This is a genomic window from Lacticaseibacillus chiayiensis (assembly GCF_004123795.1).
GTDB lineage: Bacteria > Bacillota > Bacilli > Lactobacillales > Lactobacillaceae > Lacticaseibacillus > Lacticaseibacillus chiayiensis.
Map to the genome: position 1 here is coordinate 42,019 of NZ_MSSM01000002.1, position 13,481 is coordinate 55,499.

Genomic DNA, 13,481 nt, shown 5'->3' on the forward strand with positions numbered 1-13,481 from the left:
CCCTCCAGACAATCGCGATTGTAGATGATGTCTAGTTCGATTGCGTTGATACTCCTTTAGTTGGATTTGTGACCATCACTCCTTTTTGAATTGCGATTGTTTTGGCGTGGTCAATCGCGACCGAATTGGTTAATCGAAAAACAATTCGTCCACTGGTGTTGCAAAGACGGGCCAGCCTGATTCTTCGGCAGTTTGGTAAAGCAGTTGGTGCAGCTCGCCATAGTTCAAGGCGCGCCCATCGCGGCCAATTAGAGCCGTCGGGTGTTCTTGTTGCTGGTGCCGCCAAGCGATGTAGTCTTGTGCCGTGAAGCCAAGACTGTTCATGTCACAGATACGCCGGTACTTCTTGTGTTCGACCACACCGACTAGCGCGGCCTTGTAGACGTAGATGTTCAGCACGCAGTCTTTGAATGCCTTGCCGCGCAGCGGGTGGGAAGCAAGCACGTCATTGACCAAACATGTCACCTCCTAGTTCCTCGCTACCGACAGTCTGCTGCTCAATCAACTTGAGGTGCTTGTCGGTCAGCTCGGCGTCCTTGATCATGAGCTGCAAGTCAGTCGTGCCGAAGTAGTTGTCAATTTCCTTGATAACCTTGAGCGTGGGCATGACCTGTTTTTGGAGCCACGCCTTGGTCTTATTCAGGTCAAAGGGTTGTGGATCGGTAGTCAGGCGGATTGGCTGGCGTCCTTTGCCAAGGAAGTATGCCCAACGTTCGTTGAGCGGCCACTTGAGGCGGCTTTTGTCCGGGACTTCATCAACAAACCGCATGTAGCGGGTGATGATACCGAACGCGACTTTTTTGGCGTCACGTGTAATCAGCATGTTCTCAATCGCCTTGATCGCCCGCTCGTTTTTCAAACGAATTTCAAACCGGTTAATAATCGGTGTGTCGGCAATCGAAATACCACGCTTGGCAGCTTGTTCGGCGGCCTTTTCGTAGATGCAGAAGTACACATCGCTTTTCATCGTGCCGACGTATAGCGTGTTGCCCCGGCCAGCCTCGTCGAGATCCACGAGCTTGCCTGATTGCAGTCCTTGGAACGACCGCATGACGGAAATACACTCGTTGTTCAGGCACTTATCGACCAGCTCTGGAATACTTAGTAGGCCAACCATGTCGTTAATCGCGATATCGACCCGCTTGAAGATGCCGCCAGCTTCATCGACCCGAAGGAAGTAGTCGTACCAGTTTTCGCCGTGGCTAAGCAGAATGCCTTCAAACTCGCGGCAGCCTTGACCTTTCATCTCAACCAATGTGCCGAGGTTGGAGCCAACCGGTGCCACCATGACCTGAATGTTAGAGAAGATATACATGGCCGAATAGCCGTAGAAGCCGTGTTCCTCAAATATCAGGTGTTCTGGGGTCAAACCGAGAATCTTTGTGATCACGGCCCTGGCGTCATGTGTCGGGAACCGCACGCGCATGTAGTCAAACATCAGCGTCAGTTCAGGTTCGTCGTTCCAGTTCTTGAGCAGCCGGTCGATTTCCATTTGCAGCGAGGCACTAGGGTTCGTTTTACCGTTTTCCACTTGGACGTAATGCATCCGCGTGACACCTAAGCGCCGTGCGACTTGAGCTTGCGTCAGTCGTAGTTGTTTTCGCCGCAGCTTAATTTGTTCATGCCAAGAAATCATTTTTAACCTCCGTTAATTTTTGGACAAAAAAATGATGGATGCGAGGTGCAATCCATCATTTTGTAATTATTCAATTTAAGCCTTTCATATCAGGCTTTCTACCTTGTGTTCAGGCACAGACGTTGTATTTAATACCCCCCTGTTAGAGTACTGGGGGTAAGCGGTCGGCTGGCGCCGACCGCTGCCACTCACGCTTGCGGCTTTCGCGTTGCCCGCCGCGCGTGGCGGCAAGAAGGTTGCATACAGATTCTTGATTGTACATGCGGAAGAATGCTCCTGAGCCAAGACTAATGTCATTTTTTGTGGATGTCTGGGGCAGAAATGCGCGGTATAATGAGCAGTGTAAAATGGGTTTAACATTACAAGGCAATGATGTATATGCGTTTTGATGAAAACCAGTGAGTGATTTTGGGGGAGTACAAATGGAAAAAATGTCTAGTTGGTCTCGTTGGGATATGCATCTCCACACACCTGAGACCCATATGCAAGATCATTTTGTTGATGATGAGAACCTAAAAACAGACAAAGAGGCAGTTTGGAAACGGTACTGTCGGGAACTTAATGAGTATGGTGCTGATGTTCTTGGAATCACCGACTATTTCTCAGCCAGCAATTTTTTTAAGTTACGAAAGTATCGTAATTCCTGGGGACTTAATTCTAACATCGTTTTATTCCCGAATATCGAAATCCGAGTAACGGATTTAGCTTCAAAAAAGCAGATTGAACATGGAAAGACGACCAGTTTTGTTAATTTGCACTTGATATTTAGCCCAGAAATTGAGGAAAAGACGCTAAATAAGTTTCTCCGGAGCGTAAAGGCTACAACGGCATCGGGGATGAAACTCAACTACGTTGATGATATTGACAAAATCGTTCATGACAATAGAGTAGATTATATGCCCACTACCTCCGGCGTATTGGAAGCACTCCGGGATACATTTGGCAATAACTATGCAGAGTCAGTTTTAATCATGCTTCCGAATAGTGGTGACGGTCCCAATCTTAGTGATGGCAACGGATCAATGAATGGAAAAGAATTCATTCAAGGTTCAGTTAACATCATTCAAGCGAAAACTTCCCAAGGAGAAACGGATCGGCAATTTCTGTTATCTGACAATAATCGCTTTGGTAAAGTCTTCCCGGCTATTACCGGATGCGATGCACACCGGTATGAGCAGTTGCACGATTTTCCACAATCTTCTTTCACTTGGATTAAGGCCGAACAAACCTTCGAAGGGCTGAAACAAATTACGTATGAACCTGAGTTGCGTGTCAGAATTCAAGCTAATAAACCCGAACCCCCTGTAAAATCGAAAGTCATCAAGTCTCTCCAACTCAACAATTCCTCATTTGGAACCGATAAACTCGAATTCTCGGAAAGTTTGAATACTATCATCGGTGGTCGGTCGAGCGGCAAGTCTGTACTCCTTTCAGTAATTAGCAAACTTGCAAGTGGCGTGGAACATTTTAAGAGTAACAATTCTAATTATGATGAGCTTATCAATCAACTGAGCGATAAGTGTGTGCTGGAATACGCGGACGGCAGTAAATCGAGCGCCGCGGGACGTATTAGGTTCATCTATCAAGATGGATTGCAAGAAATAGCCCGGGATGCACAACAACGCAATGACTTTATTGAAAATACACTGTCAGCTTTAACCGATATTGATACCATCAAGGACAAGAATGACAATTATCGTCGACAAAAGCATGATTTGATTGTTAAAGAAGTTAGCCAACTCAAATTGCTAAATCAGAAAATCAGCGATCAAGAGACAAAGCTGGATTCTCAGCAGGATATTCAAACAATTACAAGTAATATCGCGTCTTTAAACCAGAGTGTACAGAAGCTCCAGGAACAGTCCAATGTTGTTGATCAACAAGCCGTGGACCAGATGCTTGAGCAGGGACATACACTTCAGGCAGCAGCGAAAGAGGCGCAAGATGATATCAAAGAGTTGATGCAACTCAACGAAGGAGATATCGTTCAGCTGAACCCACAAGCACGGCAATATACCCGACAGGTTGCTAAGGATATTTTAACTGACTTTGTGGATCAGGTGAGTGCCTTGAATTCAGCATTAGAGGAGAAAGTGACCTCGCTGATTCAAACAAAGAAACAGTTTGTTGCAGCAAAAAACAAAGAGATTAAAGCATTGCTTGCTACTGAAATATACAAGCAATACCAGGATCAGCAAAAGCGGTCTCCTGAGCTTAAGAAATTTCAAAATATTCTTACTGAGCAAAAGCAAATACTCGAAGATACGACTGCTGCTATCGAGGCGCTTAAAAAGCTAAAAGTATCAAGGGATGAATTACTCGAACAGATGCTGGATGAGTTAACTTTTGATGACGCTCTATTCACAGAAGAAATCTATCAAACCGAAGATGGCAATCTAAAATTCGAAATTGTTTCTGCTATTGACCCCAACAAGTTAGTAAATCTCGTTAATTCGAACTTTAAGGTACACTCGGTCGCGTTTAAAACGAAGTTGGAAAACCTTGACTCTGAAGACGATTCCATCAATATTAATGATTTGGAATCTATCAAAACGGACAGTATTCACGGAATGATGAAAAGAAGTTTGGAACTTAGCGATTTGTCATCATCCTCTGATTCTCCATTTCGTGCAGGCATTTCTCCGTATTCATGGCTAGAACAGTTTTCTGAACTGGAATTTATTTCAACCAATTACAAGATCACCTATAAGGGACAGGATTTTTCGGAGATGTCAGAAGGCAAGCAAGCATTCATTCTGTTAATGATGCAGCTAAGTCTTGATAAAGCTGACAAGCCATTCCTAATTGATCAACCTGAAGACGAACTTGATAATAAGGCCATATATGACGAACTCGTCTCGTATCTGAGACAGCAGAAACAACACCGACAATTATTCGTTGTTACTCATAATGCTAACGTGTTGGTCGGTGGGGACAGCGAGTGTGTGACTCTCGCCGAGGAAGTTATGGATTCGAATGTTACTAATGGCCGGCAATTTCAATACACTCAGGGCCCCATTGAAAACCCCACAATGCAGAACGCAATTTGCGAAGTGTTGGAGGGAGGAAAACGCGCATTTCAGAAGCGTGAGGAACGCTATGCATTTAGTCGGGGCGTTTAAAGAAATCGTTGCGACATTGAATTACTTCAAATAGTTGTCCGAATTCATTAACTTTAAGATTTCAATGTGGTCATAGTGTAGCTTTTCGACCCCGCGACATCAAACACTAGTCTTCCTCACCTTCATCTGCGACATTGGTGTAAGTCATGGTCAAGCCGCCGTCATCGCCAGTGGTGACGTTGAACCAAAAGCGCTTCGGAAAACGGTCAGCGGTCAGACTACCGGGAGCGCCCATCCAGATTCGTGAATCCGGGTACTCGTGAGCGTGCATTGCCATCCATTTAAGTTGGTCTTCCGCGTCTTCGTCAGATTGGAAAGGCACGTTCTCGTGAAAGTCGTTGAGAAATTGCGAGCGGTTTTCGATTTTGACATCAGTGCTCATTTGGCACCTCCTGTTCTGTTGGGGTTGCGGGTACGGTATTGACTGCGGCACCAATTTCGGTGAGAAAATCATAGCCGCGTGGCACTAGTGGTGTGTAAAATTCAGAGATCACGCTACCGCCAGTATCGACGTATCCGCGTCCCTTGATTGGCTTTTGGAAGAAGTCCTTGTTGGTTTCACCAAACATCATGCTGTAACCAAGTTCACTCATGCGCCCGAGCGCAACGCGGAACATAAACTGGTCTCTGATCCCGTCGCCCAAATACTTTGCGTCAGGGCGTTGGCAAGCTAACACGAGGAAGAAGCCGGCTTGACGGCCCAGCATGACAATCTGTTTGAGTTTGGACATGACTTGCATGGCATCGCGGCCAAGCATGTCCATGAAGGCAACATATTCGTCAAAAATTAGGAAGTGGGCGGGTAGTCCAAGATAGGCGTAGTTCTCGCCGGTCTTGTATCCGTCCATTTGTTTCATTTTGTCGTTACGCGCCATCATGTCCTGATAGAAGGTTTCAAGTGCACCCAGCATGGCCTCCTTCTTCGAGTAGACACCTGGCATCACGTCAGCTAAATCGGCGAGGTCAGCATTTTTCGGGTCAAGAATAGTGAGCTGGGCACCGTCTTTCAGCAACGCCTCAATCAACGTCAAAATGAAGTAGGTCTTCCCACCACCAGTCCCGCCAGCGATTAACATGTGGGGCAGCGCGTCGTAGTGCCAAGCGACAGTTTCCATGAGCTGCATGGAGCCATGTTCACAGGTCACGTCGGTGACGGTGATACGCTTGCCGATAGTGTTGTACAGCAATGTGTATTCGACGTAAGAATCGTGCAGGTTCTTGTCGACCAGCTCACAGTAAAGACCAGCTTCTAGCTTCTTTTCCAAGTGAAGGAGCTGGTCTTGATAGGAAGACATGACGATTTCAACGGAAACATGGATCAACCCGTCCTTGAGCCGGTAGTAAATCTTTGGGAAATGAGAAATCTTCTCTTTGGTACGTGTTGAGCCTAAGTCTTTGAAGAAACTCTCGCTGTTGGACTGGTCGGTTTGGTACCACTTGTTCTCCATGATCATGCGGGCGAGCTTTTGGCGATGTTCCATCTGCTTATAGGAATCCGCAAACCAAGTTCGGTATGCCCACAGTCCAGTACCAAAGAATAGTGCTGTGCATAAACTATTGATAATCAGCGGCAACCATGCCCAAGGCAAGGCCGCTACGTCCGACCAACTAAAGAATTTCCAGTTGATTTGTCTTAGCAGCGGCCAATAGGCAATGGCAGCTCCAGTTACCCACAAGCAAACCACAACCGTCATCGCCGTGTTGTAGAGTAAGTTACGTTGACGGGGATAGACCCGTGTACCGCGATACGTGAGTTTCATTCGTCAATGTTCACTCCGTCGTAGCCAATCACGAGACCAAGTGGACTACTTGAAACGTTGAAACTAAAGCGCGCGCCTTGAAGGTAGGCTTCGGGTTTCGCACACTGTTCACTGGCTAAAATCAGGTCACAAGCATTCATGCCAGCTTGAATCGCGTGATTAGCTGCGTCGATTAAGTTGATGATGACGTCACCAGTGGGTGATGCACCGTTGTCAAAATCAGCGATGTGTTCGTAGTGAAGTTGAAAGTCGTCCAAGTTGACGAGGGTTACTTGATCATTCATAGACATTCTCCTTTGGGCGTTACTTGACGCCAATATATTTGATAGCGGGTTGTCGGTCTTCGGTGTCGATATTGAAACTGAACTCTTTGGATTCATGATCGCGGGTACATTCGCCGTCTACCCAAATAGAAAACGGTTCGCCAGCAGTTGCCTGCTCGGCAGCCATCAACACCATGTCGATCAAAGCGTCCGGGCTAGGATCCTGGAAATCAGGGTCAACTAGCGCGGGGTAGTCTTCCAAGAATCCGTCGATATTCATTGCGGACATTTTCGAGCTCCTTTCATTTGTGATAATACGAAATTCATTCCACACCCATATAAATCACGGTGTCTTCAAGCAAGTTGAAAATAAATTCCTTTGGTTCGCCATCAATCGTGTTGTCATCAACCCAGACAATGAATTGACCGTCCATTGCCTGTGCTGCGGCATCAGCGACCAATTCCTGTAAAAAATCAGCGTTTGGGGGAACGCTATCCGTTCTGACAAGTCTGATGTAGTCTTCGATGAATTCGGTGATTTCAAAATTTTGTGGTTGAATCGATCTCACATCCTTATTCATCGCTGACGCCCAGATACGAGAGCCGTAAGCCATCTTCACCTTCGTATGAAGTGAACGAGAACAACTTATTCATGCCGTCGTTGGTCTGTTCGCTGTCGATATGCAGGTGTTGGTAGGATTCAGGGCTTTCTTCCATGAGTTCCACCATGTCTTGCAGGATCTCGTCTGGGTCGAGGCGGTAGTCATTGTCGATTTCTTCGTTATAGTCGTCGATGAACACTTCACGACCAACTACGGTCAGGGTGGAAGTCATCATCTGTGATCAACTCCTTTCGTGAGTGGTAAGCAACCGCCGCAGCGGGCGGCGCGCGAGAGGAGTGGGGCAATGAGCTATTTCTTGTCATTGTTGTTTGGCTTCTCCTGTGGCTTGGCCGGTGCGGTGGCAATCACGAGATCCTTGGCTTTCATGTACCACGAGGTTTCAACGCGGTTGAAGTTCGCGTTCGCCACGGTGTCGATCACTGGATCAACCAAGGTCACAATCTGGTTGTACTTGAAGTCTTTGACCCCTGCTTCGGCCGGAATGGAAACCTGAATCATCATTCCCTGTTTCATGGACTTCAAGTCATAGGTGCGTTCTTTCACGTCATCAGTACGGTTGCCGTCTTCGTCTTGCACGAAGCGTTCGCGGCGTTGACCGGAGAATTTCAAGACGCCAAAGGTTTCTTCTAAGTCGATAACGATGCCTTCTGCTAATCGCATGTGGGTTCCTCTTTTCTTTATTTGACTGGGACAATATCGTCGGCATTGCAGATGTAGCGCACAAAGGCCTGCTCACCGATTCGGTAGCCGACAGTCGCAATACGCGGCTTGATGATGGTGACGGGCGCATCAACTTCAATGCTTTCGGCCTTGTCACCTTTCTTCGCCGGAATGGTGATCTCGATGTTGTCGGTACGCTGCAAGTCGGAGAACAACTCGTAAGTGCGGGAGACAACCTTGCGATTGTCGCGATCACCTTCGGACAGTTCGCGCTTGAGCGAACCGAAGTACAGGTGGCCGAACGTCTTTTCAATATTTGGTGCAACAAATTTGAGTTCCATGTTGTAGCCTTCCTTTCGTATTCAAAAAGCCGGGTAGGTGGGCTACTCGGCTGTGGCTTGGTGATAGTATTCGGTTAGTTGTTGAAGTAGGTAGTCGTAAAATGATTTGGAGATTGGGTGAACCGTGCGACCATCAGCGTATCGTGGGAACTGGATATACCAGCGATGCTGACCTTCGATGAGCTTCACGTTTTTCAAGATGAGTACATGATCCAGTACGATGTCGCCTTGGAGCAGTACGTCGCCACCGGGATCGGGGTACATATTGATAGAAGAAATGCGCATGTTACTTGCCATCTTTCTTCTTGGTACCACCGATCACAACCATTGCAGAGAGGACGCCGAGCAGCAGCACTACACCGATGACGATGAGCCAGCCGGACGTCGCGTTACCGGTTTGTGGGAGGCCAGGCTTAGGTGTCTGCTTGTCGGTCATGACGGCCTTCACGATTTCACCATCCTTAGTGATCTCGAATGGCACGAGGGCTTCACTAATTTCGTAGCCCTTGGGTGCATCGTATTCTTGGAAGCTGTACTTGCCCTCAGGCAGATTGCCAAAGGAGAAGACCCCGTTCTTGTCGGTGCGGCCAGACACAACCGTCTTGCCGTTTTCGTCCAGAATGCGGATGCCGGTGTTGGGTAGCCGCTTGCCGGTAGAAACGTCGGTCTTGGTCAGTTCGCCCGTGCCCTTGATCAAGTCGTTGGTCAGTTCAAAGGCAATCGTGGTTTCCTTGGCGTCAGCCTTGGTCTCCCCAATCTGCTTGTCTTTGCTATCGAAAACCGTCACGCCGTCCTTAGTAGACACGAGCTTGAGGGTTTCCTTCGATAAGACAAGGTTGGTGGCAGAAGGCTTGGTTTCGCGCAAGTAGAACGTGCCTACTGGCAGATGCTTGATGGAGCCAGTGGAATCTTTGCCGACCGTGATCGTCTGAATGACCTTCTTGTCAGCGTCGAGCAGTTCAAAAACCGCCCCAGCAGCATTACCGGTCATCGCGTAAGTGTAACCCTTACCTGAAACCAGCGTCGCAACTTCATTGATCTTCTTGAATGACAGTTCATTTTCGTGGAGCTTGTTGTCGATCACCTTGCCGTCATTGAGGTCAATGTGTTTGATCTTCTCATTGTCGGTGGTGTGGAAATGGAAGCCATACATCGTGGTATTCAAGTCGTGCTTCTCACCAGCATCAAGTTCCTTCACGAAGTAGTAACCTTCGGGAAGCTGAATCGCGCCAAATTCGGCTTTACCGTTCTCGACCGTCGTGGTGGCGACGAGTGATTCAGAAGGAATCACAGTGTCGCCGATCTTGGCTTCACCTTGAGTGAACAGTCCGAAGACTTGACCATTCGCAGCGATGTTCTTGATTTCTCGAAGGTTGTTCTTCCAGCCAGTGATGCTTTCTTCTTGCTTGTTGAGCGTGATGTCGAGCTGTTGGAAGTCGTTCTTGGCTTCAAGTGAAGTGGAGGTCACCGTCACTTCTTGCCCGGCATACTTGAGTTCAAAATCAATCGGATCAGGGTTCATGATGAAGCCATTTGGCGCAGACAATTCAGTTACGGTGTACTTGCCGAGGTACAGCTCTGGGGTCTGGATCTGGCCTTGAGCATCAGTCGTGCCAGTGGCAACCACATCACCCTTGTGTGCACGAACGGTGCCGTCAGCAGTCGTAATGTCTTCGGCGGCCTTGAACTCGAACTTCGCACCAGCGAGGGCGGTGTAGTCGTAGCGGTACTTATACTGATCGCCGTATTCATTTTCAACCTTTTCGACGGCGACTGGGGTAGCCCCGGTCTTGGTCAAGGTGGCGACACCCTTTTGGGAGAGGTCAGCGAACTTGATGACCACGATGCCGTCCTTATGGCTGTCGTCGATGGTGAACTTAGCTGGTTCCTTAGCCAGTACATAGCCTTCTGGAGCTTGAACTTCTTCGAGCTGGTACTTGCCGTAGCCGAGCGCTTCGGCTGTGATCAACTCGCCAGAGTTGTCGGTCGCGAACTTATCAGTCGCACCGGTCTTGTCAGCAGTTGGCTGGGTTTCGTACTTGTTGGTTTGCAGATTTTTCACGCGGAAGATCGCACCAGCGCGCAGCACGGTCTTACCAGTTTCGCTATCGACTTTGACTACACGCAGTTTTTCTTCGATAACCTTGTTTTCAATAGTGTAATGCTGGGACTTCTGGGTACCGTCAATAACGACTGTGAACGGCTTGATCCCGTTGTAGCCCGTTGGGGTCTTGGTTTCAGCTACGGTGTAAGTGTCGTAAGGCAGATCTGTGAACTTCACGTAGCCTTGGGCATCGGTGAGGCCGGTACGGACAACCTTGCCAGTGGTCTTGCTGGTGACAGTGAACTGAGTGTCCTTGAGCATGACCGGTTTAGTGCCTTTGCCTTGGGTTGTCCAGTCGTAGTTCCCGTACTTGAGCAAGTCAAGGTCACCAGTGATGACCTGTTCCTTGACCGTCGTGGTAGCAGTTGTGGTGGTGACGTTCTGACCAGCGTAAGCTAACTTGAAGGCGTGCTTTTGCGGATCAAGAACGTAGCCAGTTGGCGCCTTTACTTCTTGCCAGTAATAATCGTCCAGTTCCAAGCCGGAAACAGACGCCGTGTTGTTGGCGATCGTCACTGACTTCACGAGCTTGTCATCGGCTGCGCGGTGGAGTTCGTAGACAGCACCGTTAAGACTGGCAGCGCCTTGTGGCTGCTTACCCGTAACTGTGTCTTCTTTGATGATGGTGGCAGTGCCGCGTTGTTCTTGATCGGTCGTATCGACGTGAGCCGTAGTGACCGCGACAGATTGACCAGCATACTTCAATTCAAACGGCAGCTTGGTCGTGTTCAGAACATAGCCAGCAGGGGCTTTTTCTTCCAGTGCGTAGTAGCTACCGAGCTTGAGATTCTGCAAGGTTCCTTTGCCATTGCCATCGGTCGTGATTGCACCAACCCGTGTTCCGTTATTGGTGTAGATCCCATAAACGGCGCCGTTAAGCGAGTAATAGGCATTGAACATATCACTGCCGAACTCACGCCCGATCTTGGCGAGGGTCACATTACCGAGTTGCTCCTTGTTGCCGAGAACAACTTCAACGGTCTTGCCGGGTTCAATGGTGACTTCCTTGAGTTCACCCTTATTGACGTAGCCGTTCGGCGCAGTGACTTCGCTGATCTTGATTTTGGTACCAGCTTTGATCCCGTTCAGGGCAGCATAGCCGTCAGTGCCAGTCGTGACTTCCTTGGTGGTGCCATCGTATTCAAACTTGAGCTTAGCACCCGGCAGCGCCTTGTTGGTGTCGGCGTCAACCTTCTTGGCTTTCACGTTACCATTCAAGTTGACCATGATTGGTAGGCTGAACTCACCGTTGTTGGAGAGCTTGAAGTTGACGAGTTTTTGTTGTGAGCCTTTCGTGTAGACGAAAGAGGTACCAACGTCAGCGGCCTTCGCAATCGCGTAAGCCACCTTGCCGGATTCCTTCGACTGGGCAGTGGCCGTCAGCGTGAGCTTATTGCCAGACTTGGTGATCTTGAGGTTTGCGGTGTTCGCCGTTTGCTGGGCGAAAGCCGCAAGCCGTCCGTTGGTGTCAGTCAAGGTGATTGAATCGCCAACTGCGAGGGTGATCTGTTTGCCGTTGAACGACGGCTTGCGATCATGCGCGTCGACCTTATCGAGAATCGCTTTCTTTTCAGACTGATAGGTCTTGTTTGGTGTGGTGAGCAGCGAATCGCCTAGCGTTTCCCAAATAATCATCTGGGTTACGGCGTAGTTGCGATTGGTTGGATTTTGGTAGTAGCCGTAGTAAGCAATCTTGGCTAGTTGATCCTTCTTAGCGTCGGAGTAGGTGCTGGGGTTGTAGCCGGAGCCACTCATATCGAGATCGACGCCGTGCTCCACACAGAAGGCAACTTTGCCGTCCACCTTTTTCATCCACATACCGGTGTCCGTCCAATGTAAGCCATTAAACAGATGCAGGTGCCAAGTGTTACGCCAGTCAGCGACCTTGGTGTTGGTCATGCTGGCGGCAATCGCCATTGAGGCCGGGATAAAAAGCTGGACGAAGATTGCAATTAGAGCGGCGAATACGGAGGTTCGCCGAACTGCTTTCATCAATGTAATTCCTCCATTCTTATTGTTCAGTAGCAGCGTGTGAACTAAGTGCAACAAAATTGAAGCTGAATCACGGTTCAGCAACGTAAGCTCGTTATTTTATTTGGAAAATTTGCGGGCGACTATTCATCGGTGAATAAGTCGTCGGCAAATAAATAACAGGAAATAAAAATAGACCGCTCGGACATTGAGGGTCTACGCCTGCTGTTGATATGAAGTTTTCTCCAATTTGCACCGTGCAACTTTTATGCTGCTTCCAAAGCTGTGTTTTTTGATATAATCGAGTTTATCGAAATTCAAAAGCCTTTAACGGCGCCGATTTGCGCTCATTCGGCTTTTTGGGGCAACAGAGTGGGAATGACCGGTACAAAATTTAAATGAATTTAGCTGAAGCTCAATGACGAAAATCGTTGGTGCTTCAGCTTTTTTGATAAACGCTTTATTCTGCATGATTTTGATTCAATAAGTCGACTGTACATTTTAAAGGGCCTTACCAAATGCGATAATCCCTTTATGGTTGTCAGATGAAATATCATAATTCATCTGATGATCATGGAGGGATTTTCTATGCCCAGATCTAAGCATACAGCTCAAGAAAAGTTACTCATATTGGAGGAGTTCAGACATTCGAAGACAAGTATCAGTAGTTTCTCCCGTCAACACGGTCTTGGTGATCGTACATTACAACGTTGGCAGGCGCGCTATGAACGTGATGGGATTAAGGGATTAGAGGAAGCTCGAAAGAATCAACATTATACCAGAGAGCTAAAGCTTGAAGCAGTGCTTGCTTATCTTAGTGGTGAAGGGTCATTAGCCGAAGTTACGATGCAGTTTGGTCTGCGCTCATCAACACAACTGCAACGTTGGATAGCCATGTATAATAGGGATCATCAATCTTTGACGGCTTCACCGTCTAGAAAGCAGGTCCCCACCATGAGTCGTACAACCACCTTCGAAGAACGCATTAAAGTCGTTGAATA

Annotated in this window: 14 protein-coding genes; 2 read left to right on the forward strand and 12 right to left on the reverse strand. The window is 48.2% G+C overall.

Features of this window, described 5'->3' with window-relative positions; translation table 11 throughout:
- Nucleotides 1–129: 129 nt before the first annotated feature.
- Nucleotides 130–456 (reverse strand): hypothetical protein, encoded by a 327-nt coding sequence (locus BVJ53_RS01195; protein ID WP_129300795.1) that lies wholly within the window; start codon nt 454–456, stop codon nt 130–132.
- Nucleotides 446–1,636 (reverse strand): XRE family transcriptional regulator, encoded by a 1,191-nt coding sequence (locus BVJ53_RS01200; RefSeq protein ID WP_129300796.1) that lies wholly within the window; start codon nt 1,634–1,636, stop codon nt 446–448. The genes BVJ53_RS01195 and BVJ53_RS01200 overlap by 11 nt, the downstream gene beginning before the upstream one ends.
- A gap of 422 nt (nt 1,637–2,058) precedes the next feature.
- Between BVJ53_RS01200 and BVJ53_RS01205 the strand changes: the two genes are divergently transcribed.
- Nucleotides 2,059–4,758, forward strand: coding sequence for a TrlF family AAA-like ATPase (locus tag BVJ53_RS01205; RefSeq protein WP_129300797.1), 2,700 nt, complete (start codon nt 2,059–2,061; stop codon nt 4,756–4,758).
- Between the two features lie 106 nt (nt 4,759–4,864).
- Here the strand turns inward: BVJ53_RS01205 and BVJ53_RS01210 are convergent, their stop codons facing one another.
- From BVJ53_RS01210 to BVJ53_RS01255, 10 genes are all read right to left on the reverse strand, one after another.
- On the reverse strand, nt 4,865–5,140 hold the full coding sequence (locus BVJ53_RS01210) for a hypothetical protein (protein WP_129300798.1): 276 nt from the start codon (nt 5,138–5,140) through the stop codon (nt 4,865–4,867).
- On the reverse strand, nt 5,130–6,518 hold the full coding sequence (locus BVJ53_RS01215; protein ID WP_129300799.1) for an FtsK/SpoIIIE domain-containing protein: 1,389 nt from the start codon (nt 6,516–6,518) through the stop codon (nt 5,130–5,132). Before BVJ53_RS01215 ends, BVJ53_RS01210 begins: the two co-directional genes overlap by 11 nt.
- Nucleotides 6,515–6,802 carry a hypothetical protein gene (locus BVJ53_RS01220; RefSeq protein WP_107773161.1) on the reverse strand — a complete coding sequence of 96 codons (288 nt, stop codon included), beginning with the start codon at nt 6,800–6,802 and terminating at the stop codon, nt 6,515–6,517. Before BVJ53_RS01220 ends, BVJ53_RS01215 begins: the two co-directional genes overlap by 4 nt.
- 19 nt (nt 6,803–6,821) lie before the next feature.
- Entirely contained in the window at nt 6,822–7,070 is a 249-nt protein-coding gene (locus BVJ53_RS01225) for a hypothetical protein (RefSeq protein ID WP_129300800.1), read from the reverse strand.
- Between the two features lie 34 nt (nt 7,071–7,104).
- Nucleotides 7,105–7,395, reverse strand: coding sequence for a hypothetical protein (locus tag BVJ53_RS01230; RefSeq protein ID WP_191983421.1), 291 nt, complete (start codon nt 7,393–7,395; stop codon nt 7,105–7,107).
- Nucleotides 7,355–7,618, reverse strand: a complete 264-nt coding sequence (locus tag BVJ53_RS01235) for a hypothetical protein (RefSeq protein WP_003606402.1) — start codon at nt 7,616–7,618, stop codon at nt 7,355–7,357. The genes BVJ53_RS01230 and BVJ53_RS01235 overlap by 41 nt, the downstream gene beginning before the upstream one ends.
- 74 nt (nt 7,619–7,692) lie before the next feature.
- Nucleotides 7,693–8,064: a YdcP family protein gene (locus tag BVJ53_RS01240; RefSeq protein WP_045600994.1), complete on the reverse strand. Its 372-nt coding sequence runs from the start codon at nt 8,062–8,064 to the stop codon at nt 7,693–7,695.
- A 17-nt stretch (nt 8,065–8,081) separates the two neighbouring features.
- Nucleotides 8,082–8,405 carry a DUF961 family protein gene (locus tag BVJ53_RS01245; protein WP_003606404.1) on the reverse strand — a complete coding sequence of 108 codons (324 nt, stop codon included), beginning with the start codon at nt 8,403–8,405 and terminating at the stop codon, nt 8,082–8,084.
- A 42-nt stretch (nt 8,406–8,447) separates the two neighbouring features.
- Nucleotides 8,448–8,690, reverse strand: coding sequence for a septation protein SpoVG family protein (locus BVJ53_RS01250; protein WP_129300802.1), 243 nt, complete (start codon nt 8,688–8,690; stop codon nt 8,448–8,450).
- Between the two features lies 1 nt (nt 8,691).
- On the reverse strand, nt 8,692–12,501 hold the full coding sequence (locus tag BVJ53_RS01255) for a SpaA isopeptide-forming pilin-related protein (protein ID WP_191983423.1): 3,810 nt from the start codon (nt 12,499–12,501) through the stop codon (nt 8,692–8,694).
- Between the two features lie 567 nt (nt 12,502–13,068).
- Here BVJ53_RS01255 and BVJ53_RS01260 point away from each other — a divergent pair.
- On the forward strand, nt 13,069–13,481 hold a 413-nt coding region (locus BVJ53_RS01260), incomplete at its 3' end, for a helix-turn-helix domain-containing protein (protein WP_158280553.1).